At 61.2% G+C, this 23,600-nt stretch carries 25 protein-coding genes; 17 read left to right on the forward strand and 8 right to left on the reverse strand.

Going from position 1 to position 23,600, the window contains the following annotated elements; genetic code table 11:
• Positions 1-124: 124 nt before the first annotated feature.
• Positions 125-742, forward strand: coding sequence for a hypothetical protein (locus ACST81_RS01920; protein WP_438751117.1), 618 nt, complete (start codon positions 125-127; stop codon positions 740-742).
• A 156-nt stretch (positions 743-898) separates the two neighbouring features.
• On the opposite strand, the gene ACST81_RS01925 is transcribed toward ACST81_RS01920, so the two are convergent.
• The 3 genes from ACST81_RS01925 to hslV all read right to left on the reverse strand — a co-directional run bounded on the left by ACST81_RS01925 (position 899) and on the right by hslV (position 4,085).
• The gene (locus ACST81_RS01925) at positions 899-1,816 is read right to left on the reverse strand and encodes a DUF1402 family protein (protein WP_438753327.1); all 918 of its coding nucleotides are present in this window, start codon (positions 1,814-1,816) and stop codon (positions 899-901) included.
• Between the two features lie 390 nt (positions 1,817-2,206).
• Positions 2,207-3,514, reverse strand: coding sequence for an ATP-dependent protease ATPase subunit HslU (gene hslU, locus ACST81_RS01930; RefSeq protein WP_062585910.1), 1,308 nt, complete (start codon positions 3,512-3,514; stop codon positions 2,207-2,209).
• Between the two features lie 46 nt (positions 3,515-3,560).
• The gene (hslV, locus tag ACST81_RS01935) at positions 3,561-4,085 is read right to left on the reverse strand and encodes an ATP-dependent protease subunit HslV (protein WP_112408818.1); all 525 of its coding nucleotides are present in this window, start codon (positions 4,083-4,085) and stop codon (positions 3,561-3,563) included.
• Between hslV and ACST81_RS01940 the strand changes: the two genes are divergently transcribed.
• Genes ACST81_RS01940 through coaA form a run of 8 tightly spaced genes read left to right on the forward strand, consistent with a single transcriptional unit; the run spans position 4,084 to position 8,936 of the window.
• A complete protein-coding gene (locus ACST81_RS01940; RefSeq protein ID WP_438751118.1) occupies positions 4,084-4,275 on the forward strand; it encodes a hypothetical protein in 192 nt (63 codons plus the stop codon). The genes hslV and ACST81_RS01940 overlap by 2 nt on opposite strands.
• A gap of 34 nt (positions 4,276-4,309) precedes the next feature.
• Positions 4,310-4,918: an imidazoleglycerol-phosphate dehydratase HisB gene (hisB, locus tag ACST81_RS01945; protein ID WP_438751119.1), complete on the forward strand. Its 609-nt coding sequence runs from the start codon at positions 4,310-4,312 to the stop codon at positions 4,916-4,918.
• A gap of 27 nt (positions 4,919-4,945) precedes the next feature.
• Entirely contained in the window at positions 4,946-5,419 is a 474-nt protein-coding gene (locus tag ACST81_RS01950) for a DUF2628 domain-containing protein (RefSeq protein ID WP_438751120.1), read from the forward strand.
• Positions 5,419-6,069 carry an imidazole glycerol phosphate synthase subunit HisH gene (gene hisH / locus ACST81_RS01955; RefSeq protein ID WP_438751121.1) on the forward strand — a complete coding sequence of 217 codons (651 nt, stop codon included), beginning with the start codon at positions 5,419-5,421 and terminating at the stop codon, positions 6,067-6,069. Before ACST81_RS01950 ends, hisH begins: the two co-directional genes overlap by 1 nt.
• A gap of 13 nt (positions 6,070-6,082) precedes the next feature.
• On the forward strand, positions 6,083-6,826 hold the full coding sequence (hisA, locus tag ACST81_RS01960) for a 1-(5-phosphoribosyl)-5-[(5-phosphoribosylamino)methylideneamino]imidazole-4-carboxamide isomerase (protein ID WP_438751122.1): 744 nt from the start codon (positions 6,083-6,085) through the stop codon (positions 6,824-6,826).
• The gene (hisF, locus tag ACST81_RS01965) at positions 6,823-7,599 is read left to right on the forward strand and encodes an imidazole glycerol phosphate synthase subunit HisF (protein ID WP_438751123.1); all 777 of its coding nucleotides are present in this window, start codon (positions 6,823-6,825) and stop codon (positions 7,597-7,599) included. Before hisA ends, hisF begins: the two co-directional genes overlap by 4 nt.
• A gap of 19 nt (positions 7,600-7,618) precedes the next feature.
• The gene (locus tag ACST81_RS01970) at positions 7,619-7,933 is read left to right on the forward strand and encodes a phosphoribosyl-ATP diphosphatase (protein ID WP_438751124.1); all 315 of its coding nucleotides are present in this window, start codon (positions 7,619-7,621) and stop codon (positions 7,931-7,933) included.
• Positions 7,934-7,940: 7 nt separating this feature from the next.
• Entirely contained in the window at positions 7,941-8,936 is a 996-nt protein-coding gene (gene coaA / locus ACST81_RS01975) for a type I pantothenate kinase (protein ID WP_438751125.1), read from the forward strand.
• A gap of 224 nt (positions 8,937-9,160) precedes the next feature.
• Here coaA and ACST81_RS01980 read toward each other — a convergent pair whose 3' ends face one another.
• From ACST81_RS01980 to ACST81_RS02000, 5 genes are all read right to left on the reverse strand, one after another.
• Positions 9,161-9,772 carry an alpha-ketoglutarate-dependent dioxygenase AlkB family protein gene (locus tag ACST81_RS01980; RefSeq protein WP_438751126.1) on the reverse strand — a complete coding sequence of 204 codons (612 nt, stop codon included), beginning with the start codon at positions 9,770-9,772 and terminating at the stop codon, positions 9,161-9,163.
• 9 nt (positions 9,773-9,781) lie between these two features.
• The gene (locus tag ACST81_RS01985) at positions 9,782-10,222 is read right to left on the reverse strand and encodes a hypothetical protein (RefSeq protein ID WP_438751128.1); all 441 of its coding nucleotides are present in this window, start codon (positions 10,220-10,222) and stop codon (positions 9,782-9,784) included.
• The gene (gene lysM, locus ACST81_RS01990) at positions 10,219-10,689 is read right to left on the reverse strand and encodes a peptidoglycan-binding protein LysM (protein WP_438751130.1); all 471 of its coding nucleotides are present in this window, start codon (positions 10,687-10,689) and stop codon (positions 10,219-10,221) included. Before lysM ends, ACST81_RS01985 begins: the two co-directional genes overlap by 4 nt.
• An 85-nt stretch (positions 10,690-10,774) precedes the next feature.
• The gene (arfB, locus tag ACST81_RS01995; RefSeq protein WP_438751131.1) at positions 10,775-11,209 is read right to left on the reverse strand and encodes an alternative ribosome rescue aminoacyl-tRNA hydrolase ArfB; all 435 of its coding nucleotides are present in this window, start codon (positions 11,207-11,209) and stop codon (positions 10,775-10,777) included.
• A 413-nt stretch (positions 11,210-11,622) separates the two neighbouring features.
• Positions 11,623-13,233: a phosphoenolpyruvate carboxykinase gene (locus ACST81_RS02000; protein WP_438751132.1), complete on the reverse strand. Its 1,611-nt coding sequence runs from the start codon at positions 13,231-13,233 to the stop codon at positions 11,623-11,625.
• A 338-nt stretch (positions 13,234-13,571) separates the two neighbouring features.
• Here ACST81_RS02000 and ACST81_RS02005 point away from each other — a divergent pair, with 338 nt between their 5' ends.
• The 8 genes from ACST81_RS02005 (at position 13,572) to tsaE (ending at position 23,584) form a co-directional block, all read left to right on the forward strand.
• Complete coding sequence (locus ACST81_RS02005) at positions 13,572-14,306, forward strand: response regulator transcription factor (protein ID WP_438751133.1); 735 nt, start codon at positions 13,572-13,574, stop codon at positions 14,304-14,306.
• Between the two features lie 219 nt (positions 14,307-14,525).
• Entirely contained in the window at positions 14,526-16,280 is a 1,755-nt protein-coding gene (locus ACST81_RS02010) for a stimulus-sensing domain-containing protein (RefSeq protein ID WP_438753329.1), read from the forward strand.
• Positions 16,277-16,738 (forward strand): HPr kinase/phosphorylase, encoded by a 462-nt coding sequence (locus ACST81_RS02015; RefSeq protein ID WP_438751134.1) that lies wholly within the window; start codon positions 16,277-16,279, stop codon positions 16,736-16,738. Before ACST81_RS02010 ends, ACST81_RS02015 begins: the two co-directional genes overlap by 4 nt.
• 154 nt (positions 16,739-16,892) lie before the next feature.
• Entirely contained in the window at positions 16,893-17,294 is a 402-nt protein-coding gene (locus ACST81_RS02020) for a PTS sugar transporter subunit IIA (protein WP_438751136.1), read from the forward strand.
• A 13-nt stretch (positions 17,295-17,307) separates the two neighbouring features.
• Positions 17,308-17,580 (forward strand): HPr family phosphocarrier protein, encoded by a 273-nt coding sequence (locus tag ACST81_RS02025; RefSeq protein ID WP_438751137.1) that lies wholly within the window; start codon positions 17,308-17,310, stop codon positions 17,578-17,580.
• A gap of 227 nt (positions 17,581-17,807) precedes the next feature.
• Positions 17,808-19,208 (forward strand): adenosylhomocysteinase, encoded by a 1,401-nt coding sequence (gene ahcY, locus ACST81_RS02030; RefSeq protein WP_438751138.1) that lies wholly within the window; start codon positions 17,808-17,810, stop codon positions 19,206-19,208.
• Positions 19,209-19,613: 405 nt separating this feature from the next.
• Positions 19,614-22,094, forward strand: coding sequence for an ATP-binding protein (locus tag ACST81_RS02035; protein WP_438751139.1), 2,481 nt, complete (start codon positions 19,614-19,616; stop codon positions 22,092-22,094).
• Positions 22,094-23,584, forward strand: coding sequence for a tRNA (adenosine(37)-N6)-threonylcarbamoyltransferase complex ATPase subunit type 1 TsaE (tsaE, locus tag ACST81_RS02040; protein WP_438751140.1), 1,491 nt, complete (start codon positions 22,094-22,096; stop codon positions 23,582-23,584). Before ACST81_RS02035 ends, tsaE begins: the two co-directional genes overlap by 1 nt.
• Positions 23,585-23,600 lie beyond the last annotated feature (16 nt).

The following is a 23,600-nucleotide window of genomic DNA, read 5'->3' on the forward strand; positions in this document are numbered from 1 at the left end:
TTCAAAGGATATGGATGAGGTGATATGACATCTTCCAGGGAAAGGCCATCGCTTCGCCGACATCGACATCCAGGCTGCGCAGAATTGGTCAAAACACTTGGCGCAGGCAACAGGGGACCATCGCATGATCCGCTTTTCACGCATGCTTTTGCTGGGGCTCGCATTCCTGGGCAGCCCCGCCTTCGTTACGACCGGCTTCGCGCAGGACGCCGAGGATGAGGAGGAGTACAAGCCGGTACTTCCCGACGTGACGATCTACAAGGCGATGCTCGACGCCAACAAGACGACTGGATGGATCCAGTTCCGCAATTACGACGACAAGCAGCTGATCTACTTCACGGCGCTGCAGACGATGCATTGCCGGCTGTCGGAAATCCGTTACTCGATCAATTCGGACGACCTCGACAAGCGTTTTCCGCTCGGCGAATGCAACCCGCAAATCCCGTTCAATCTGCCGGAAGACAATACCAACAAGTATGTCTACATCTCGCTTCCCGCCGGCGAAGCCAAGACGGTGACGATCCAGGCGGTCTGGGATGATGGCGCCGGCAGCGAGATCGTCGTCTACAAGCCCTGCGAAGGCGTCGGCGACGCCACCTGTGCTGCCATCAAGACGATCAAGAAGCCGAAAAAACAGACGCAGCAGCCGGTGCCAACGGATTCGCCGATCCGGGGCGTCCAGGCGGAAACGCCGGGCAAGACCTTCAGCGAGCCGACACCCTCAACGGCAGCCCGCCCCTAGGCTGCGTCGTCAGCCGCTGCACTGGCCAGGCATTCGTCTGCGGCGTCATGTCGAAACGGGAACGCGCGCCTTGCTCGATGATCTCAGCAAACATGGAACCGACAGGTAGGCTTCAAACGGGAAACGACGGCACAGTCCTCGCCGCCCAAGCTGTCGTCAGAGCAGGCCCTGAAGGTCGGCGAGCTTGTCGTTGACCAGCCAGCCGTAATAATTCTCTTCCGGCCAGCCGCCCTTGCCCTTCAATGCGGCGGCGCGCTGGTCGGGATTGCCGACATTGTACAGCGTCGCCGTGATGCCCGGATTGTTGGAAATATCCACGCCGGCGATCGACTTGTAGGCATCGATGGAATGGCGGATCGAGGCCGCCATGTAGGCGAGCGACTGATCGGGGTCCATGATCGCCTTGTAGACGGCGCCGGCATCGTTCTCATCCAGCCGCTCATAGCCGGAGACGCGCGAGACCATGTCCGTCAGCATCAGCGCCGTCAGCGGATTGATCTGACCGAGACCGAACGTCTGGCCGGCGAAAAACGGCTGGAAAAACACAGCGCTGAAACGGTTGTTGGGGTAAGACGTGCCGCCGACATTGTTGCCGCGGAACTGGCTGTCCCAGACGCTTTCACGGCAGCTCCACAGCCCATAGGAGCTCTTCTTGGCCGCGCATTTGGAAAATTCCGGGCGTGCCACGAACTGGGCGACCGTTTCGTCCTCATAGCCGAAGCGGAAGCTGTCGCCGGCATAGGCGGCTGCCTTGACGTAATAGGACTGCAGACGGTCATAGGCATCGACATTATAGGTATGCTCGCCGACGATGGCGCCGATCATGTGGATCGGATCGATACCATAGGCTCGCGCCGTCGACTTGATCTTGCTCATCAGCTTGCGGTCATTGGCCAGAAGATTGCGCACCTTCTGGTATTTCGCATCGAACGACGTCTTGCCCGCCTTGGTCCGGCGAACGGACGCGCCAGGAACATTCGGCTGATCCTGGAAATGATTTCCCTCCGGCATGACGCGAACTCCGTCGGCCAGGGCCGGGCCGGAGACCAGCAGCGTTGTCGCAACGAAAAGCATCGAAAGGATAGGACGCACGATCTGTTTCCTGTGAACTGAATGCCGGGACGCATGCGGCAAAATCGTGTCGGAATCATGCCCGGCACGGACAAACACTTATCGCGTGCGGAGTCGGGAGACAACATGGAAGGTGAGGTTCGCGGGAAGCGATATGGCGGTTGAGCGATGGACTTTGCCGTGCCACCATTTTCGATGGAGCACCGATCTTGGCCCCACTCTCCGTCATCCCCGGGCTTGACCCGAGGATCCATCAGCGTATCGGCCGGTGATGGATTTTTCGGAGATCGCGACTGCGAGCAAGGTGTGACACCAGCAGATCCTCGGGTCAAGCCCGAGGATGACGGAGTTTGAGGACGGCGCGGAGCCAGAGGCCCCGCACCCTCTACCCGCTTACAGAATATACCGCGACAGGTCCGTATTGGCGGCAAGGTCGCCGACGTGTTTCTTCACGTAGTCGGCATCGATCGTCAGCTTCTCGCCGGGCTTGTCGGGCGCGGCATAGGATATTTCGTCCAGAACCCGCTCCATGACCGTCTGCAGGCGGCGGGCGCCGATATTTTCGACGCTGGTGTTGAGCTTGACCGCCACGTCGGCCAGCGCATCCAGCGCATCCTCGGTGAAGTCGAGATCGACGCCTTCGGTTTCCAGAAGCGCCTTGTACTGGCGGATCAGGCCGACTTCGGTTTCCGTCAGGATACGGCGGAAATCCTCCTTGGTCAGCGCCTTCAGCTCGACGCGGATCGGCAGACGGCCCTGCAGTTCCGGAAGCAGGTCCGACGGCTTGGCGACATGGAAGGCGCCGGATGCGATGAACAGGATATGGTCGGTCTTCACCGGGCCATACTTGGTCGCAACCGTCGTGCCTTCGACCAGCGGCAGCAGGTCGCGCTGCACGCCTTCGCGGGACACCCCGGCGCCCATGCCGCCGTCGCGGGCGGCGATCTTGTCGATCTCGTCGAGGAAGACGATGCCGTCATTTTCGGCCGAGCGTACGGCCTCGCGCTGGATTTCCTCGTTATCAAGCAGCTTGTCGGATTCGTCGTTGATCAGGATGCCGTAGCTTTCCTTGACTGTCGTGCGGACCTTCTTGTTGCGCTGGCCCATCGCCTTGCCGAACATTTCCGACAGGTTCAGGACGCCGATATTGGCGCCGGGCATGCCCGGAATCTCGAAGCCGCCGCCGGGAGGCGCGGTGTCGGCGATCTCGATATCGATCTCCTTGTCGTCAAGTTCGTTGGCGCGCAGTTTTTTACGAAAGCTGTCGCGGGTCGCCGGCGAGGCGGTGGCGCCCACCAGCGCGTCGAGCACGCGCTCCTCGGCGTTCAAATGCGCCTTGGCCTTCACGTCGGCGCGCTTCTTTTCGCGCACGAGACCGATGCCGACCTCGACGAGATCACGGACGATCTGCTCGACATCGCGGCCGACATAACCGACTTCGGTGAATTTGGTCGCCTCGACCTTGATGAAGGGGGCGCCGGCGAGCTTGGCCAGACGGCGGGAAATCTCCGTCTTGCCGACGCCGGTCGGACCGATCATCAGGATGTTTTTCGGCATGACTTCGTCGCGCAGCTCGTCGGAGAGCTGCTGGCGGCGCCAGCGGTTGCGCAGCGCGATCGCGACGGCACGCTTGGCATCATGCTGACCGATGATGAACCGATCCAGCTCCGACACGATTTCGCGGGGTGAAAATGTTGTCATTGTCTTCTTTCAAGAATGCGCCGATGACACATCGACTGCTTCGCAATTACGCTGCATCGAGCGTTTCGACCACCACATTGCCATTGGTATAGACGCAGATATCACCGGCGATCTGCATGGCCTTGCGGGCGATATCCTCGGCCGACTTGTCCGTGTCCATCAGCGCGCGAGCCGCCGCAAAGGCGTAGTTGCCGCCGGAGCCGATGGCGATCGTGCCATGTTCCGGTTCGAGCACGTCGCCATTGCCGGTAATGGCAAGGGTGATGGACTTGTCGGCCACCAGCATCATCGCTTCGAGATTGCGCAGATATTTATTGGTGCGCCAGTCCTTGGCGAGTTCGACGGCGGCGCGCATCAGCTGGTCGGGATATTGCTCGAGCTTGGCTTCAAGCCGCTCCATCAGCGTGAAGGCATCGGCGGTGGAGCCGGCGAAACCGGCGATCACCTCGCCCTTGCCGAGACGGCGGACCTTGCGGGCATTGCCCTTCATCACGGTCTGCCCGAGGCTCACCTGGCCGTCACCGGCCATCACCACCTGTCCGCCCTTCCGGACGGTAATAATTGTTGTCATGAAAACCCTGCCTGCCCGGATGCCGGGCCGTTTCGAGGCGCCGAACACCGGCGCCGTTGAAGCCTATGTAAGTGCGCTTTCTGTGAATGCAAATAGGCCGCGTCGCGCGTTCCCGGCACAACGGAAGGGCCTGCGTTTCATGCATGACAGAATCGTGGCGGCACTTCTGGATATTTGCGCCACCGCCTGATATGGAGCGGCTCTATTCCATTCCGGAGACCCTGATGGCCGACCAGCAAGCAACCCGCACCGGCAGCGTTTCGCGCAAGACGAACGAGACCTCGGTGACCGTATCCGTTGATATCGACGGGACCGGCGTGTCGAAGATTTCGACCGGAGTCGGCTTCTTCGACCATATGCTCGACCATCTCTCGCGCCATTCGCTGATCGACATGGACATCCATGCCGACGGCGACCTGCATGTCGACGACCATCACACGGTGGAAGATGTCGGCATCGTCATCGGCCAGGCGCTGTCCAAGGCGCTCGGAGATCGGCGTGGCATCACCCGTTACGCCTCGATCGATCTCGCCATGGACGAGACGATGACCAAGGCGGCCGTCGATGTATCGGGGCGTCCCTTCCTCGTCTGGAACGTCGCCTTTTCGGCGCCGAAGATCGGCACGTTCGATACCGAACTGGTGCGGGAATTCTTCCAGGCCCTGTCGCAGCATGCCGGTATCACGCTGCATATCCAGAACATCTACGGCGCCAACAATCATCATATCGCCGAGACCTGCTTCAAGGCCGTTGCCCGCGCTTTGCGCACCGCGACAGAGATCGATCCCCGCCAGGCAGGCCGCGTCCCCTCGACAAAGGGCACGCTGGTCTGACCCGGACTTGTTTGAAAGTTGGCTGACATGGCCTCCTATCTGGTTCTGACATCTCCCGGAGCACCGAACAACGACGACGGTGCCCGGTTCATCGCCGACAAGTTTTCATGGCTCGCCTTCGTTTTCCCGGCCATCTGGCTGCTGTTCAAGCGCCAGTGGATCGCGGGCATCGCGGTGGCCATCTTCCAAGGAGTGGTGACCGTCCTCACCCGCGATCCCAGCGCCATGCTGGCGGGCCTTCTGATCGAGCTTGCGCTGCGCATGCTCGTCGCCCTTGAAGGCCCGGCCTTAATCGCCCGGCGGCTGGAAGCCCAAGGCTGGACATTGCAGGCGGTCATCACCGCCGACGATCTGACAACGGCGGAAATGATCTACGACCATCAGGTCGCCGTTGCCGCACCGGCAACAGACAATTGGCGCGCACCGGCACTGCCGGCTGCCACGCCATCCACCGACAGCCGCGCGGCTTTCGGACTTTTCGAGAATTATGGGGAACGTTGATGCGCGTTGCGATCATCGATTACGGGTCGGGCAATCTGCGCTCGGCGACCAAGGCTTTCGAGCGCGCCGCGCGTGAAGCCGGCATCGACGCGGAGATCGACCTGACCGACAAGCCGGAGCGCGTTGCAAGCGCCGATCGCATCGTGCTGCCCGGTGTCGGCGCCTATGCCGATTGCCGACGCGGCCTCGATGCCGTCGATGGCATGCATTCGGCGCTGACGGACGCCGTCGAAAAGGCCGGTCGGCCCTTTCTCGGCATCTGCGTCGGCATGCAGCTGATGTCGTCGCGGGGTCTCGAAAAGACCACAACGAACGGCTTCGGCTGGATCAAGGGCGATGTCGTGGAAATGGTGCCGTCCGACCCCGACCTGAAAATCCCGCAGATCGGCTGGAACACGCTGGAACTGAAAAAGGCGCATCCTTTATTCGACGGGATCAAGACCGGTACGGACGGACTGCACGCCTATTTCGTCCATTCCTATCATCTCGCCGTCGAGAACCCGGACGACCTGATCGCCACCACATCCTATGGCGGCGACGTCACCGCCTTCGTTGCCAGCGGCAACACGGCCGGCGCGCAGTTCCATCCGGAAAAGAGCCAGACGCTCGGCCTCACCCTCATTTCGAATTTTCTGCGCTGGAAGCCCTGAACTGGAAAACGCCATGATCCTTTTTCCCGCCATCGACCTCAAGGACGGCCAGTGCGTTCGCCTCAAGCTCGGCGACATGGAGCAGGCGACCGTCTACAATCCCGACCCCGGCGCGCAGGCGAAAGCCTTCGAGGAACAGGGCTTCGAATGGCTGCACGTTGTCGACCTCAATGGCGCTTTTGCCGGCGAAACCGTCAATGGCGCGGCCGTCGATGCTATCCTCAAGGCCACGAAGAACCCGGTACAACTCGGCGGCGGCATCCGCACGCTCGATCATATCGAGAACTGGCTCGGCCGAGGGCTGGCGCGCGTCATCCTCGGCACTGTCGCGGTGCGCGATCCGGCGCTGGTGATCGAGGCCTGCAAAAAATTTCCTGGCAAGGTCGCCGTCGGCATCGACGCCAAGGGCGGCAAGGTGGCAGTCGAGGGTTGGGCGGAAGCCTCTGAGCTTGGCGTCATCGAACTGGCGAAGAAATTCGAGGGCGCCGGCGTCTCGGCGATCATCTATACCGATATCGACCGCGACGGCATCCTCACCGGCATCAACTGGGATTCGACGCTGGAACTGGCCGACGCCGTCTCCATCCCCGTCATCGCATCGGGCGGCCTCGCCTCAATGGACGATATCCACCGCATGATCCGACCGGATGCGGCCAAGCTCGAAGGCGCCATTTCCGGGCGCGCGCTCTATGACGGGCGCATCGACCCGGCGGAAGCGCTGGCGCTCATTCGCAGCGCGAAAGGAAAAGTGGCATGACCCTCAAAGCCCGCGTTATCCCCTGTCTCGATGTCAAGGACGGCCGTGTCGTCAAGGGGGTCAGCTTCGTCGACCTGATCGATGCCGGCGATCCGGTGGAATCGGCCAAGGCCTATGATGCGGCCGGTGCCGATGAGTTGTGCTTCCTCGATATCACCGCCTCCTCCGACAATCGCGACACGATCTTCGACGTCGTTGCCCGCACGGCCGATCACTGCTTCATGCCGCTGACGGTCGGAGGCGGCGTGCGCGCGGTCGCCGATATCCGCAAGCTGCTGCTGGCCGGCGCCGACAAGGTCTCGATCAATTCGGCGGCGGTCAGCAATCCGGATTTCGTGGCTGAGGCCGCCGACAAGTTCGGCAACCAGTGCATCGTCGTCTCGATCGACAGCAAGAAAGTATCGAAGCCGGGCGAGGAAGACCGCTGGGAAATCTTTACCCATGGCGGCCGCAATGCGACCGGCATCGACGCCGTCACCTTCGCGGAAAAGATGGTCAAGCTCGGCGCCGGCGAACTGCTTCTCACCTCGATGGATCGCGACGGCTCGAAGACCGGTTATGACATCGCACTCACCCGGACCATCGCCGACCGGGTTTCGGTGCCGGTGATCGCATCCGGCGGCGTCGGCACGCTGGATCACATGGTCGAGGGCATTCGCGACGGCCACGCGACGGCGGTGCTTGCCGCCTCGATCTTCCACTTCGGCACCTATAGCATCGGCGAGACCAAGCGCTATATGGCAGAGCATGGCGTCGCCATGCGGCTCGACTGAGCGCAAGGACAAGAGACAGATGAGCGACTTCACCCTTTCCAGTCTCGAGACGATCGTTGCTGCGCGCGCCAAGGCAGCGCCTGACGAATCCTGGACGGCGAAACTCGTGGCCCATGGCCAGGGCAAGGCGGCGAAGAAGCTAGGCGAGGAAGCGGTCGAGACCGTGATCGCTGCGATCTCCAACGATCGCGCCGGCCTCGTAGCCGAAAGCGCCGATCTGCTCTATCACCTGATGGTCGTATTGAAAATTGCTGATATTCCGTTGCAGGATGTGATGAGCGAGCTCGAACGGCGAACCAGCCAGTCGGGCCTTCAGGAAAAGGCGAGCCGGTAAACGTTCCATGACCATCGCAGCAAAAGATATTCAGCCGGCCGACATCCCGGATCATTTCGACAACAAGGATTATTCGCCTTACAGCTTCTTTTCGGCGGAGGAATGGTCACGGTTCCGGGCGGACACGCCGCTGACGCTGACATCAGACGAAGTCCACCGTCTGCGCTCGCTGAACGACCCGATCGACCTTAGCGAGGTTCGGCGCATCTATCTGTCGCTGTCGCGGCTGCTGTCGGCCCATGTCGAGTCCTCGCAGATGCTGTTTGCCCAGCGGCAGCGCTTCCTCAGCATGTCGGGCGAGGCGAAAACGCCGTTCGTGATCGGCATTGCCGGTTCCGTCGCCGTGGGTAAATCGACCACCGCCCGTATTCTTGCCGAGCTCTTGTCGCGCTGGCCGTCGAGCCCGAAGGTCGATCTCGTGACGACCGACGGTTTTCTCTACCCGAACGCGACGCTGCTGCGCGAAAACATGATGGACCGGAAGGGGTTTCCGGAAAGCTACGATATAGGTGCGCTGTTGCGCTTCCTCTCGGCGATCAAGGCCGGCCAGCCGAACGTTCAGGCGCCGAGCTATTCGCACCTGACCTATGACGTCCTGCCCGACCAGTTCCAGATCATCGACCGGCCGGACATCCTCATCTTCGAGGGCATCAACGTGCTGCAGTCGCGCAACCTGCCGGCGGACGGCAAGATCGTGCCGATGGTCTCGGACTTCTTCGATTTCTCGATCTATATCGATGCCGAGGAAAGCCTGATCCACACCTGGTACGTCAACCGCTTCATGCGCCTGCGCCAGACCGCATTCCGCAACCCGGATTCGTTCTTCAAGCGCTATGCCGAAGTGAGCGAGGAAGAGGCGCTGACGATCGCCGAGGGGCTCTGGCACAACATCAACCTGAAGAACCTGCGCCAGAATATCCTGCCCACCCGCCCTCGGGCCGACCTGATCCTGCAGAAGGGGCCGAACCACCTCACCGAGACGGTGGCGCTGCGGAAGCTGTAGCGGGTTAGGATTCGAACGGCCGGAGTTTGTGGAGACCTACCCCCCTCTGTCACTCCGTGACATCTCCCCCTCAAGGGGGGAGATCACAACAACCGGCAATGCCTCCCTTACAGCAATGGCGTGGAGCAAAAGCCGGCGGCTCATCTCCCCCCTTGAGGGGGAGATGTCGGCGTAGCCGACAGAGGGGGGTAAGTCTCCACAAACTCGAAGTTAACGGGCGTTCATCACACCGTCACCCGCCGAAGCGTCAGATTGATCCGCCCGCCATTCTTCAACAGCATTGATGTATTCGGATAGATCTTGTCCACCCCGTGAAACGCCAGCCGCCCTTCGCCGCCGAGGACGACGACGTCGCCGCTTGAAAGCTTGAACGACAGGGTTCGGTCCGTGCGCTCCCGGCCACCGACCCGGAACAGGCAGGTGTCGCCGAGCGAAACGGATACGACCGGTGCCTCCAAATCCTTTTCGTCGCGATCCTGGTGCAACCCCATGCGGGCGTCGTCGGTGTAGAAATTGACGAGGCAGGCTTCGGGCAGTTTCGCGCTACCAGACACCGTCCGCCAGAGATCGAGCAGTATTTCCGGGATGACCGGCCAAGACCTGCCCGTCACGGGATGCTGGGGCTGGTAACGATAGCCGCGATCACGGTCCGTCACCCAGCCGAGCGAGCCGCAATTGGTCATGCGCACGGACATCGGCTTGCCGGTGCGCGGCATGACCGGCACGAAGAATGGAGCATCGGCAACGATCGCACGGATGTTCTCGACCAGCGCTTCCTGCTTTTCGCGGTCGAGAAAACCGGGAAGATGTCGGATGCCCTTGGGCAGCACCTGCATCGCGTGCGCCTATTCCAGACCGAGCAGCGCAGCCGGCACGCCGTAGCGCTGCTGCCAGATGGCATAGCCGACATCCGTCGGGCCGACCATATGGTCGATCAGGTTCCAGCGACCGGCCTGAAAACCCACCAGGCCATAGACCGTCAATCCGTCCATCATGTCGGATTCGCCGGCAAAACCGGTCTCCTCCGGATCGATCACGCCGCCGCCTGGCCGTTGCGGCTCGACCTGCACGAAGGCCCAGTTCGGGGTGACGCGGATGGTGGTGACGACGAACTCGACCGGACCGCGCATTTCCGCTTCGACAGCCGGACGCAATGTATCCATGATCGCGGCACGTTCCGCCGAGCCCTTGGCGGGCTCGCGGAACGTCAAGGCCAGCGCAGGCCCGCTCATGATCATCATGGCAATAAAGATCGACAGGACCGCGCCGGCAATTTTCATGATCATGCCTGGTCTGGAATGCGCAAAACCTGACCGGGATAAATCTTGTCGGGATGGGCGAGCATCGGCTTGTTGGCCTCGAAGATCACGGTGTTCTTCGCACCCTTGCCCTTGCCGTACTGGGCTTCGGCGATCTTCCAGAGATTGTCGCCTTTCTTCACGGTATAGAAGACCGGCTCCTTGGCCGCCACGGGCGCTGCCGCCGGCGTTTCAGCCACCTTCAATTCGGAGGCTTCGACCTTCGAAATACCCAGTGTATTGCCGACCGCGACAACCGCCTTTTCGAAGGCCGACTGGTCCTTGACCGTGCCGCTCAGCACGATCTTGTCGCCGTCGACGGCAACATCCACCTTGTCGGTGCCGAGATCATGGGACGACAGTTCCTTCTTGACGGCTTCGGCATCCGGCGCATCGTCGTCACCGCCGATACCCAGCTTCTTGCCGGCACTCTTGATAAAGCTGAATAGACCCATGGCATGTCTCCTTTGCATGTTCGATCCGGTGTAACAGAGTGCAGTGACGAGCAAAAAACAAGACCCGCGCCGAAATTGGCCGGTATCACTCGCCTTGCGGGCGCCCGCGCATCTTCTTGACCTCGCCGCGGCCGGTCTTTTCCTTCAGTCGCCGCTCGATCGATCCCTTGGTCGGCTTTGTCTTGCGGCGCGGCGGTGGCGGCGGTTCGGCGGCTTTCAGGATCAGTTCCTTCAGCCGCTCGCGCGCATCCTCGCGATTGCGCTCCTGGCTGCGAAAGCGGCTGGCCTCGATCATCAGAACGCCATCCTTGGAAACCTTGCGGCCCGCCAGCTTGATGGCATTATCGCGCACGCGCTCCGGCAGCGCCGGCGAGGCCGCGATCGGATAGAACAGCTGGACGGCGGTCGAGACCTTGTTGACGTTCTGCCCACCCGGCCCGCCGGCCAGCACGAATTGCTCCGTCAGCTCCCAGCCGGCGATGACGATGCGGTCGTTGATGTAGAGCGGTTCGCTGGCCATGAGATGTTTTCCTTCAAGCGCTCTATCTCACAGGATGGGCCGGTTGGAAACGCGGGAACGGGGTAGAAGGTGGAAAAGACTCGACGCTGTTCAACGAACATTATGCGACAGGGGTCCGTCTTTCAGCCGCTTTAATCAAGACGGGAATCCCACCCTCCGTCATCCTCACCCTGTGGTGGGGATCCAGCCGCAGCGCGTCCGCGCTGCGAAAAGACTCTTTCAGCCCAATGACTTGGGCTGGCTGGATTCCTGTGACATCCTCGGGTTTAACCCGAGGACAGGAGTGACGGAGTTTTGGGGTAGCTCTGTGCTCGACAGTATTTCACGCATCGAAAATCACATGGCTGCCAAACCGAAAAACCCGGTCCTTTCGAACCGAGTTTCACGTGAATCATGGCCTGCAATCGATAAGCTTACTCGGCAGCCAGCTTGACGCCGGGAGCGGCATCCAGCACGCCGCCATCGACATGATCTTCGAACTTGGCGAAGTTGGCGACGAACATGTCCACCAGCTTGCGGGCCTGCGCGTCATAGGCGTCGCCATAAGCCCAGGTCGAGCGCGGGTCGAGGATGCTCGAATCGACGCCCGGAACGGCAACCGGGACCGCGAAGCCGAAATTGCTGTCGGTGCGGAAATCAGCCGATGCCAGCGAGCCATCCAGAGCCGCAGCGAGCAGTGCCCGCGTCGCCTTGATCGGCATGCGCTTGCCGGTACCGTAGGCGCCGCCGGTCCAGCCGGTATTGACCAGCCAGCAATTGACGCCGTGCTCGGCGATCAGCGCCTTCAGGAGATTGCCGTATTCCGACGGATGGCGCGGCATGAACGGCGCGCCAAAGCAGGTCGAGAAGGTCGCTTCCGGCTCTGTCACGCCCTTTTCCGTGCCGGCCACCTTGGCGGTGTAGCCCGAGAGGAAGTGGTACATGGCCTGATCCGGCGTCAGGCGGGCGATCGGCGGCATGACACCGAAAGCATCGGCCGTCAGCATGATGATCGTGCCGGGATGGCCGGCCGTGCCGCTCTTGCTGGCGTTCGGGATGAAGTCCAGCGGATAGGCGCAGCGGGTATTTTCGGTCAGCGAGCCATCGTTGAAATCCGGCACACGGTTTTCATCGAGAATGACGTTTTCCAAGACGGTGCCGAAGCGGCGTGTCGTGTCGAAGATTTCCGGCTCCGCTTCGGCCGACAGACGGATGGTCTTGGCGTAGCAGCCGCCTTCGAAATTGAAGATGCCGTCCTCGCCCCAGCCGTGCTCGTCGTCGCCGATCAGCGTACGCTTCGGATCGGCCGACAGGGTCGTCTTGCCGGTGCCCGACAGGCCGAAGAAGACGGCGGCATCGCCATCCGGGCCGACATTGGCCGAGCAATGCATCGGCATGACGCGCTTGGCCGGCAGCAGGTAGTTCAGCATCGTGAACACGGCCTTCTTCATCTCGCCGGCATAGGACGTGCCGCCGATCAGGATGATGCCCTTGGTGAAGTTGCATGCAATGACCGTTTCGGTGCGGCAACCATGGCGCGAAGGATTGCCCTTGAAATCCGGCAGGTCGATGATCGTCAGTTTCGGCACGAAGGCGGCGAGCGTGGCGCGGTCCGGGCGGATCAGAAGATTGCGGATGAACAGCGAATGCCAGGCAAATTCCGTGATGACGCGGGTCGGAAGGGCGTTGGCCCTGTCGGCGCCGCCGATCAGGTCCTGCGCGTAGAGCGACTTGCCCTTGGCGTGTTCGAGCATGTCCTTGTGCAGGATATCGAAATGATCAGGCGACATGGCATTGTTGTTGTCCCACCAGATCTTGTCCGCCGTGCTTTCATCGCGAACGACGTATTTATCCTTCGGCGAACGGCCGGTGTGCTGACCGGTGAGCGCCCGAACGGCACCGTGCGCGGTCAGTTGCGCCTCGCCGCGACGCAGGATTTCCTCATAGAGTTCCGAAGTGCCGAAGTTATACCGAACCATGTCCAGGTTGGTGAAACCGATCGATTCCAGCCCAAGCGACGGGTTGTGAATACCAAGTTCCTTCATGATCCGGCGATCCTCCATTGATTTACCGAAAGGCGTTGAATTTTAGCGACCATAGAAGAACAGCGTGAAAAAGACAAGATTGCTGTCTTAAAAAATATAATGATTTCAGTATATTAATCGATTTAAAAGAAAATATCGCTTTTTTAATCGGTTTAAACGAGCGTTTTTGATGGATGTTTTTCGGCCCGGCAAACGCCGATCCCGCGCCTTCTCTCGTTATTGGATTTTACTTCGCCACAATTTGTTCCACCTTTATACTCAAGAAACGCGTCATACCGCAGCTTGAACCCTGACAGCAGGGCTCACCTCGGAGGCGCAAAATGGTGGAGCCATACACGATGCAGACGATTGCACTTGTCGATGACGACCGGAATATCCTGACCTCGGTGTCGATTGCGCTGGAGGCGGAAGGCTACAAGGTCGAGACCTATACAGACGGTGCATCGGCGCTGGACGGTCTGCTGGCCCGGCCACCGCAGCTTGCCGTCTTCGATATCAAGATGCCGCGCATGGACGGCATGGAACTGCTGCGTCGCCTGCGCCAGAAATCCGACATTCCGGTCATCTTCCTCACCTCGAAGGACGAGGAGATCGACGAGCTCTTCGGTCTGAAGATGGGCGCCGACGATTTCATCACCAAACCGTTCTCGCAGCGACTTCTGGTTGAGCGCGTCAAGGCGATCCTGCGCCGTTCGGCCAACCGCGAGGCCGCCGCCGCGGCCTCCTCCGGCGGCGGCGCCACAAAAACGGCCGCCGATGTACAGGCCCGCTCGCTGGAACGCGGCCAGCTGTCGATGGACCAGGAGCGTCACACCTGCACATGGAAGAACGAACCGGTGACACTGACGGTCACCGAATTCCTCATCCTGCATTCGCTGGCGCAGCGCCCGGGCGTGGTGAAGAGCCGCGATTCGCTGATGGACGCCGCCTATGACGAACAGGTCTATGTCGACGACCGCACCATCGACAGCCACATCAAGCGGCTGCGCAAGAAGTTCAAGATGGTCGACAACGACTTCGACATGATCGAAACGCTGTATGGCGTTGGTTACCGCTTCCGCGAATCGGCCTGATTTTCGGCGACTGTTTTTTGGAGCGCTGGCCTGCCCCGAACGCGGACTGGCATGGCCTGTCGCGGCGCTGTATGGTAGGGCTCCGCGCCGAACCGGTCGCGACCCGCGCGATCGGACCCCCTAGGCGCATTCGGGCGAAATGCCGCGGATGCCGCCCTGACATGCAGGAGCCGCGAAAGCGGAGATTGAGGCTTGGTCGAAGTCTTGCGAAACATCGATATGGATGACAGCGACGGAAAGGCCAAATCCGGCCGGACCTGGGCGCATCCGTTCACGCTGATCCGCCGGCTGTTCGGCAATGCCGTCTTTTCCAGCCTCACCCGCCGCATCCTGTTCTTCAACCTCGTCGCGCTCGTCGTTCTCGTCGGCGGCATCATGTATCTCAATCAGTTCCGCGAGGGGCTGATCGACGCCCGCGTCGAGAGCCTTCTGACCCAGGGCGAGATCATCGCCGGCGCGATTGCGGCCTCCGCCTCCGTTGACACCAATTCCATCACCATCGATCCGGAAAAGCTCTTGGAACTGCAGGCCGGCCAGAGCATCACGCCGATCCCGAGCGATGAAGACCTCGAATTTCCGATCACGCAGGAGCGCGTCGCACCCGTGCTGCGTCGGCTGATTTCGCCGACCCGCACCCGCGCCCGGCTGTTCGATGCCGATGCCGACCTGCTGCTCGATTCGCGCCACCTCTATACCGGTGGGCAGGTGCTGCGTTTCGACCTGCCGCCGATCGAGCCGGAACCCGTGACCTTTTCCGAGCGAATGAACAGCTGGTTCAACCGCATCCTGCAGCCGGGCAACCTGCCACTCTACAAGGAGCCGCCGGGCGGCAACGGATCAATCTATCCGGAAGTGATGAATGCACTGACCGGGGTTCGCGGCGCCGTCGTGCGTGTCACCGAGAAGGGTGAACTGATCGTCTCCGTCGCCGTTCCGGTCCAGCGCTTCCGCGCCGTGCTCGGCGTGCTGCTGCTATCGACCCAGGCCGGCGATATCGACAAGATCGTCCATGCCGAGCGACTGGCGATTATCCGCGTCTTCGGTGTCGCGGCCCTCGTCAACGTCATCCTGTCGCTGCTTTTGTCGAGCACGATCGCCAATCCGCTGCGTCGTCTGGCCGCTGCCGCGGTTCGCGTGCGGCGCGGCGGCGCCAAGGAGCGCGAGGAAATCCCGGATTTCTCCTCCCGCCAGGACGAGATCGGCAATCTCTCCATCGCGCTGCGCGAAATGACCACCGCGCTCTATGACCGGATCGCCGCGATCGAGAATTTTGCGGCGGACGTCAGCCACGAGCTGAAGAACCCGCTGACATCGCTGCGCAGCGCTGTCGAGACGCTGCCGCTTGCCCGCACCGACGATTCCAAGAAGCGGTTGATGGATGTGATCCAGCATGACGTGCGCCGCCTTGACCGGCTGATCAGCGATATTTCCGATGCATCGCGGCTCGATGCGGAACTCGCCCGCAGCGACGCCAAGGCCGTTGACCTCGAAAAGCTGCTCGGCGATCTCGTCGATATTTCCCGGCAGATCCGCAGCGGCAAGAAGGCGGTGCAGCTCAGCTTCCTCGTCGAGCGCAAGGACAATCCCAAGGCCCGCTTCGATGTCGGCGGTTATGAGCTGCGCGTTGGCCAGATCATCACCAACCTCATCGAAAACGCCCGCTCTTTCGTTCCCGAGGAAGACGGCCGCATCGTCCTGCGGCTGACCCGTACCAAGAGCCGCTGCATCATCTATGTCGAGGATAATGGCCCGGGCATCCAGGCCGAGGATATCGACCGGATCTTCGAGCGCTTCTACACCGACCGGCCGGACGGCGAGGATTTCGGCCAGAATTCCGGCCTCGGCCTTTCCATTTCCCGCCAGATCGCCGAAGCCCATGGCGGCTCGCTGAAGGCCGAGAACATGGTGGATGCGAACGGCCATGTCAGTGGCGCCCGCTTCATCCTGTCGCTACCGATCGAGACCAATTCGTGACGACGGGTCCGGCGGTCAACCTTCATGCGACCGCCGTCGTCCTCGGCACAAGCGGATTTCTGTTCGTCGGCCCCTCCGGCGCCGGCAAGACAGCGGCAGCACTTTCCTGCATGGCGACGGCCCAAGCCATCGGTCTGTTTTCAGCGCTGGTTTCCGACGATCAAGTTTTCATTTCCACCGAGAACGGCCGGGTTATCGCACGGCGTCCTGCCTCGATCACCGGCCTTGCCGAGGTTCGTGGTGCTGGTATTGTCACCGTCGAGACAATTGCGGTTGCGGTCATGGATTTTGCCATTTTGCCGGTCAAATCGCCCTTCGAACCGCGTCTTCCCCCCGAAAACGAGAGGTTTGATCTGCCTTCCGGCGATTTTTTGCCTTTGCTGCGACTGCCCCTCATAGAGGGCATGAATTCCTTTGATAATTTGCGCCGGCTTTTGCCTCTGAATGCCCGTTTTTAAGGACAATCGTGCCTCCAAAAGGGGCATTTGAGGATTTTTGACTTGCACTTCGCCTTTTCCTTGCCAAGATGGCCGCCCCAAAGGTGGACGAAATTGCTGCATTGCGATATCTGACCATCCTGAGATTTGCAGATGCAGTTGGAGCGAAGACATCATGATCGGACTTGTGCTTGTCACACACGGCAAGCTGGCTGAAGAGTTTCGTCATGCTCTGGAGCATGTCGTCGGTCCGCAAAAGTCAATCGAGACTGTCTGCATCGGCCCGGAAGACGACATGGACCAGCGCCGGCAGGATATTCTCCAGGCCGTCCTGTCCGCCGATGAAGGCCATGGCGTCATCATCCTCACCGACATGTTCGGCGGCACGCCGTCCAATCTCGCGATTTCCGTCATGCAGAGCGGCACCGTCGAGGTGATCGCCGGCGTCAATCTCCCCATGCTGATCAAGCTTGCCGGTGTGCGCGGCGAAAGCGACATGGACAAGGCGCTCATGGAAGCATCCGAGGCAGGCAGGAAATACATCAATGTCGCAAGCCGTGTCCTCAGTGGCAAATAACGAGACATCAGCCATGACGCTGTCCCGCGACCTCCTGATCGTCAACAAACGCGGCCTGCACGCGCGCGCGTCGGCCAAGTTCGTCCAGACGGTCGAAGGCTATGATGCCGAGATCCATGTCTCCAAGGACGGCATGACCGTCGGCGGAACCTCGATCATGGGCCTGATGATGCTGGCCGCCAGCACCGGCAGTTCCGTCGCCGTGACGGCCAGCGGCCGCCAGGCAAAAGAAGCGCTCGATGCCCTCGACGCGCTGGTTGCCGACAAGTTCGGCGAGGAAATGTAAGCGCCGGATCGGCACCGAGCAAAGCCTCCGATCCGCCTGCATGGCTGCCATCCGCTTCGAGGACATAAAGATATAAAGACTTCTTTATGTCCTGTTGCTCCTTTTCATGAATCCTGATAGATGGGGAACAAACTTCCTGCCACTTGTGGAAGTTACGAATTTTAGTGCGCCCTGCCCGGCCTGATTCCGTCAGGTCTCCGGCATGGGGCACCAGCCCGGAGACTGTCATGAGCACGAAAAACGACTATCACGTCGCGGATATCGGACTTGCCGATTTTGGCCGCAAGGAAATCACCATCGCCGAAACCGAAATGCCGGGCCTGATCGCCTGCCGCGAGGAATTCGGCACGGCCAAGCCGCTAAAGGGCGCCCGCATCACCGGCTCGCTCCACATGACCATCCAGACGGCCGTTCTCATCGAGACGCTGGTCGCGCTCGGCGCCGACGTCCGCTGGGCGTCCTGCAACATCTTCTCGACGCAGGACCATGCCGCTGCGGCGATCGCCGCCAGCGGCGTCCCAGTCTTCGCCGTCAAGGGCGAGACGCTCGAGGAATACTGGACTTACACCGACCAGATCTTCCAGTGGGCCGACGGCGGCGTCTCCAACATGATCCTCGATGATGGCGGCGATGCCACCATGTACATCCTGCTCGGTGCCCGCGCCGAAGCCGGCGAGGACGTGCTGTCCAAGCCCGAATCCGAGGAAGAAGAGATCCTCGTCGCCCAGATCAAGAAGCGCCTTGCCGCTTCGCCGGGTTGGTTCACCAAGCAGCGTGACGCCATCAAGGGCGTGACGGAAGAAACCACCACGGGCGTCAACCGTCTCTACCAGCTGCACGCCAAGGGCCTGCTGCCCTTCCCGGCGATCAACGTCAACGATTCGGTCACCAAGTCGAAGTTTGACAACAAGTATGGCTGCAAGGAATCGCTGGTCGACGGCATCCGCCGCGGCACCGACGTGATGATGGCCGGCAAGGTCGCCGTCGTCTGCGGTTACGGCGATGTCGGCAAGGGTTCGGCTGCCTCGCTGTCGGGCGCCGGCGCCCGCGTCAAGGTCACGGAAGTCGATCCGATCTGCGCCCTGCAGGCCGCCATGGACGGCTATGAAGTTGTTCAGCTGGAAGACGTCGTTTCCTCGGCCGACATCTTCATCACCACGACCGGCAACAAGGACGTCATCCGCATGGACCACATGCGCGCGATGAAGGACATGGCGATCGTCGGCAATATCGGCCATTTCGACAACGAGATCCAGGTCGCGGCGCTGCGCAACCTGAAGTGGACCAACATCAAGCCGCAGGTCGACCTGATCGAGTTCCCGAAGGGCAACCGCATGATCCTCCTGTCGGAAGGCCGTCTGCTCAACCTCGGCAACGCCACCGGCCACCCGTCCTTCGTCATGTCGGCCTCGTTCTCCAACCAGGTCCTGGCGCAGATCGAGCTGTTCACCAAGGGTGACGCTTACGAAAAGGGTGTCCACATCCTGCCGAAGCATCTCGACGAAAAGGTCGCCCGCCTCCACCTCGCCAAGCTCGGCGCCAAGCTGACGGAACTTTCCGAAGAGCAGGCCGGCTATATCGGCGTGAAGCCGCAGGGCCCGTTCAAGTCCGAACACTACCGCTATTAATCCTTATCCGGATAATCCACAACATATAGAGGCCGCGATCTTGACAAGAGACCGCGGCCTCTTTTTTTGCCTCGCCCTTCCCGATGATTCCCCGAAGGCGTATGTTTTTGGGACAATGATTCGGGACGAAGATGCGGAACAGACGCGTCCGGAATCAGGGATGTCTTGTCGTTCAGGCGGCACACAGACAAAGACATGCCGGACTGCAATCGGAATTGAACGAGGCCTGCTTCGGCGGGATTTCGATTAATACTGAATGGCGATTTGCAACCGGACCGATGGCCTTGCGCCGTGCCCGACTGACAAGGTCGGGGCACGCTTCAAGGTGTTGAATACACATACGATCGTCCGTGATTCGGGTTTCCGAAGGATTGGTCATATGTGGTGCAAACGGGGAAGCACGCCATGGAAAGAGATCCTTCAAAACGCGCTGGCGGCCGGGGCCCGTCCCTGTTGCGACGGTTCCTGGCAAGCTCGGCGCTTGCCGCGATAGCCGGCCCAGCGGTCGCGGCCGTCGGGGATCTGACCAGCGCCAGCCTTTTCCGCTCGTCCGAAGTCATCACCTTTTCCGTTCTCATCGGCGTCATCTCGGCCGCGATGATCTCCGCCGTCTGGCTGATCCGCCAACGCGGCAATATCGAGACCGACAATCGCGAACTGACGGCGGCGCTTGCCGACGCAAACCATCGTATTTCCCGCTTCCAGGCGCTGATCGCCGACAAGAACCGCCGCATCGTCGTCTGGGAAGGACTGTCTGACAAGCCGGAATTCCTTGGCCAGTTGCCCGCCGAGACCGGCGCGCCGCAGGACGACCGCGATTTCCTGGCCTTCGGCCGCTGGATCAAGCCGCAATCCTCGTCCGAACTCGAAAAGGCCATCGAACTTTTGCGGTTGACCGCCCAGAGCTTTGACCTGGTGGTCGAGACCACGCGCGGCGAGATCATCGAAGCGCAAGGTCGTGTTTCCGGCGGGCGCGCCTTCGTGCGTTTCGTGGCGCTCAACAATCTGCGTGCCGAACTGGCAGAGGTAAAACTGGAGCGGGACCGGCTGCACGGATCGCTCGTGAGCCTCCATACCCTGCTCGACGCCATCGACCTGCCGGTCTGGCAGCGCGGCACGGATGGAAGCATTCTCTGGGTCAACGAGGCCTATAGCGAGGCGGTGGAATCGACCAACCCCTCGGCCGCCGTCAAGGAAAGCCGCGAACTGCTCGCCACCGTCGCCCGCGAAAAGATCCGCGCCGCCAGCACCTATGAATCGCCCTATCGCGACAAGGTCTCGACCGTCGTTCGCGGCAACCGCACCTTCTTCGATGTCGTTGATGCCAAGAGCACGACGGGTTCGGCCGGCATGGCGATCAACGTCTCCGATGTCGAGGCCGTGCGCGAGGAACTGAACCGGACGCTGAAAAGCCATGCCGAGACACTCGATCATCTGGCGACGCCGGTGGCGATTTTCGACGGCAGCCAGCATCTGCAGTTCTACAATCAGGCGTTCCAGGCTCTCTGGGATCTCGACATGGCGTTCCTCGAGCGGAAGCCCGACAATGGCGAGATCCTTGACCGACTGCGTGCCGGCGGCAAGCTGCCGGAACAGCTGAACTGGAAACAATGGAAGGAATCCGCACTCGCCGTCTACCAGGCGATCGAGACACAATCCGACCTCTGGCACCTGCCGAACGGCCAGACGCTTCGCGTCTTCGCCACCGCCCGTCCACAGGGCGGCGTCACCTGGGTCTTTGAAAACCTGACGGAAAAGGTCGATCTGGAAACGCGTTACAACACGCTGGTCCAGGTTCAGGGCGAGACCATCGACCACCTGTCCGAGGGCGTCGCCGTGTTCGGGCCGGATGGCCGGATCAAGCTGTCCAATCCTGCCTTCCGCGCGCTCTGGGGCGTCAGCGAAATGGAAGCCAAGCCCGGCACCCATATCCGCGCCATCGAGCAGGCCTGCGCGTCCTCTTACGATCAGCCCGACGGCTGGAAGCGGTTCTCGCATCTGATCACCAGCTTCGACGACGAGCGGCCATCCTGCCAGGGTATTCTCGAGCTGCGCACCGGTCTCATCCTCGATTTCGCCGTCATTCCTCTGCCGAACGCCCAGACCATGCTGACCTTCGTCAACATCACCGACAGCGCGCGGGTCGAGCGGGCGCTGACGGAAAAGAACGACGCCCTGCAGATGGCCGATCATCTGAAGAACGATTTCGTCCAGCACGTTTCCTATGAGCTGCGCTCGCCGCTGACCAACATCATCGGCTTTGCCGATCTTCTGAAGACGCCGACCTTCGGCACGCTGACCGAACGCCAGGCCGAATATGTCGATCACATCTCGACCTCGTCCTCGCTGCTCCTGACCATCGTCAACGACATCCTCGATCTGGCGACCGTCGATGCCGGCATCGTCGAACTCGACCTGTCGGAGATCAACCTCACGGATTTCCTGGACGAAATTTCGCTGCAGATGGCCGACCGGCTGCAGGAAAGCGCCGTGACGCTGCAGATCGATGCGCCGGATATGCTGGGCCTGTTCGTCGCCGATCATCAGCGCCTGAAGCAGATCCTCATCAAGCTGCTCACCAACGCCGCCAATTTCGCGCCCGATGGCAGCACGGTCGGCCTGACATGCCGCCGCGAAGGCAGCGACTTCGTCTTCAGCGTCACCGACAACGGCGCCGGCATTCCGCAGGATATTCTCGACACCGTGTTCAACCGCTTCGAAAGCCACGGGCAGCATGGCGGCGCCGGTCTTGGCCTGTCGATCGTCGAAAGTTTCGTCAGCCTCCATCACGGCACGGTCTCGATCCGCAGCCGCGAGGGCGAAGGCACGGAAGTCACCTGCCGCATCCCTTCCGGCGAACTGCCGAAATTCCAAGCGGCTGAATAATGCAGGCAATCACCCTTTTCCTGAAGGACGAGGCGGCGACGATCGAGCTTGGCGAAGACCTCGCGCTCGCGCTGAAGATTGGCGACTGCCTGGCGCTTTCCGGCGATCTGGGTGCCGGTAAATCGACGCTGGCCCGCGCTTTACTGCGCGCCATGGCGGACGACGAGGCGCTGGAGGTGCCAAGCCCGACTTTTACGCTGGTTCAGAGCTACGACCTGCGCATCCCGGTCTCGCATTTCGACCTATACCGTCTCGCGGACGTTTCCGAACTCGACGAACTCGGCTTCGACGAGGCACTGTCGCAGGGCATCTGCCTGGTTGAATGGCCGGAAAATGCCGAGGCGGCGCTGCCGAAATCACGGCTGACCATAACCTTTACGCACCAAGGTGATGGCCGCGAACTGTCGTTCACAGGTGACGAGCAAGTCTTGAGCCGGATTCGCCGCAGCCTTGCCATCCGCACCTTTCTTCGTGAACGCGGCCAGGGCGCGGCAAAACGCCGGCACTTGAGCGGCGATGCATCGGCGCGCGCCTATGAGCGCATTCTGGTCGATGGCCAACCTATGCGGATCCTGATGGATTCGGCGCGGATCACGCCCGGCCCCATCCTGCAGGACGGCAAATATTACCAGCAGCTCGCCCATCTCGCCGAGGATGTCATCCCCTTCGTCGCCGTGGATCGCGATATACGCGACAAGGGTTTTCGAGCTCCCGAGATCTACGAGAGCGACCTCGACGCCGGCATCCTGCTGATCGAAAACCTCGGCAGCGCAGGCATTCTCGACGCCGAGGGAGCGCCGATCGCGGAGCGCTATCTCGAAAGTGTGCGCGTGCTTGCCCATCTGCATGCGCAGCCCGTCACCCGAGCCATCGCCGTTTCGCCATCCATCACCCACCACATTCCCGATTTCGATCGCACAGCGATGAAGATCGAGACCAGCCTGCTGATCGACTGGTACCTACCATGGAAGCGTGGAGAAAAGGCCTCGGAGGCCGAGCGCGCCGCCTATTTCGACGTCTGGGATCATCTGATCGATCTGCTCGCGACATCGGAAAAGAAGCTGCTGCTGCGGGATTTCCATTCGCCCAACATCATCTGGCGCGGCGAGCAGTCCGGCTTCGACCGTATCGGCATCATCGATTTCCAGGACGCGATGATCGGTCCGACGGCCTATGATGTCGCCTCGATCACTCAGGACGCCCGCGTCACCATCGAGCCGGACCTCTGCCGGCGGATGCTTTCGCTCTACGGTTCGGAACGAAGCACGCTCGGCGCCTTCGACGAAGCGATATTCCGGCGCGACTGGCATCTCATGTCGGCCCAGCGCAATTGCAAGCTCGTCGGCATCTGGGTGCGGCTGATGCAGCGCGACGGCAAGCCCTTCTACATGAAACACATGCCGCGGACATTTTCCTATTTGCAGGTGGCGCTCGAACATGAGGCGCTCGCACCCTTGCGCGATTGGTGCATAAAGGCTGGAATCCTCTAAACCGAATCACCGGTCG

Origin of the sequence: Pararhizobium sp. O133, from assembly GCF_051669845.1 — a bacterium.
Lineage (GTDB): Bacteria > Pseudomonadota > Alphaproteobacteria > Rhizobiales > Rhizobiaceae > Pararhizobium.

Bases quoted from the DNA above. Each gene is read 5' to 3' on its own strand.
- hisB (WP_438751119.1), top strand. From the start codon at position 4,310: ATGGCCGACCAGCAAGCAACCCGCACCGGCAGCGTTTCGCGCAAGACG.
- ACST81_RS01925 (WP_438753327.1), bottom strand. From the start codon at position 1,816: ATGCTTTTCGTTGCGACAACGCTGCTGGTCTCCGGCCCGGCCCTGGCC.
- ACST81_RS01980 (WP_438751126.1), bottom strand. From the start codon at position 9,772: ATGCAGGTGCTGCCCAAGGGCATCCGACATCTTCCCGGTTTTCTCGAC.
- ACST81_RS02035 (WP_438751139.1), top strand. From the start codon at position 19,614: ATGGAAAGAGATCCTTCAAAACGCGCTGGCGGCCGGGGCCCGTCCCTG.
- ACST81_RS02005 (WP_438751133.1), top strand. From the start codon at position 13,572: ATGCAGACGATTGCACTTGTCGATGACGACCGGAATATCCTGACCTCG.
- tsaE (WP_438751140.1), top strand. From the start codon at position 22,094: ATGCAGGCAATCACCCTTTTCCTGAAGGACGAGGCGGCGACGATCGAG.
- ACST81_RS01985 (WP_438751128.1), bottom strand. From the start codon at position 10,222: ATGATCATGAAAATTGCCGGCGCGGTCCTGTCGATCTTTATTGCCATG.
- arfB (WP_438751131.1), bottom strand. From the start codon at position 11,209: ATGGCCAGCGAACCGCTCTACATCAACGACCGCATCGTCATCGCCGGC.
- ACST81_RS02020 (WP_438751136.1), top strand. From the start codon at position 16,893: ATGATCGGACTTGTGCTTGTCACACACGGCAAGCTGGCTGAAGAGTTT.
- lysM (WP_438751130.1), bottom strand. From the start codon at position 10,689: ATGGGTCTATTCAGCTTTATCAAGAGTGCCGGCAAGAAGCTGGGTATC.
- ACST81_RS01950 (WP_438751120.1), top strand. From the start codon at position 4,946: ATGGCCTCCTATCTGGTTCTGACATCTCCCGGAGCACCGAACAACGAC.
- ACST81_RS01970 (WP_438751124.1), top strand. From the start codon at position 7,619: ATGAGCGACTTCACCCTTTCCAGTCTCGAGACGATCGTTGCTGCGCGC.
- ahcY (WP_438751138.1), top strand. From the start codon at position 17,808: ATGAGCACGAAAAACGACTATCACGTCGCGGATATCGGACTTGCCGAT.
- hisA (WP_438751122.1), top strand. From the start codon at position 6,083: ATGATCCTTTTTCCCGCCATCGACCTCAAGGACGGCCAGTGCGTTCGC.
- ACST81_RS02000 (WP_438751132.1), bottom strand. From the start codon at position 13,233: ATGAAGGAACTTGGTATTCACAACCCGTCGCTTGGGCTGGAATCGATC.
- hslV (WP_112408818.1), bottom strand. From the start codon at position 4,085: ATGACAACAATTATTACCGTCCGGAAGGGCGGACAGGTGGTGATGGCC.
- hisH (WP_438751121.1), top strand. From the start codon at position 5,419: ATGCGCGTTGCGATCATCGATTACGGGTCGGGCAATCTGCGCTCGGCG.
- hslU (WP_062585910.1), bottom strand. From the start codon at position 3,514: ATGACAACATTTTCACCCCGCGAAATCGTGTCGGAGCTGGATCGGTTC.
- ACST81_RS02025 (WP_438751137.1), top strand. From the start codon at position 17,308: ATGACGCTGTCCCGCGACCTCCTGATCGTCAACAAACGCGGCCTGCAC.
- coaA (WP_438751125.1), top strand. From the start codon at position 7,941: ATGACCATCGCAGCAAAAGATATTCAGCCGGCCGACATCCCGGATCAT.
- ACST81_RS01920 (WP_438751117.1), top strand. From the start codon at position 125: ATGATCCGCTTTTCACGCATGCTTTTGCTGGGGCTCGCATTCCTGGGC.
- ACST81_RS02010 (WP_438753329.1), top strand. From the start codon at position 14,526: ATGGATGACAGCGACGGAAAGGCCAAATCCGGCCGGACCTGGGCGCAT.
- ACST81_RS01940 (WP_438751118.1), top strand. From the start codon at position 4,084: ATGAAAACCCTGCCTGCCCGGATGCCGGGCCGTTTCGAGGCGCCGAAC.
- hisF (WP_438751123.1), top strand. From the start codon at position 6,823: ATGACCCTCAAAGCCCGCGTTATCCCCTGTCTCGATGTCAAGGACGGC.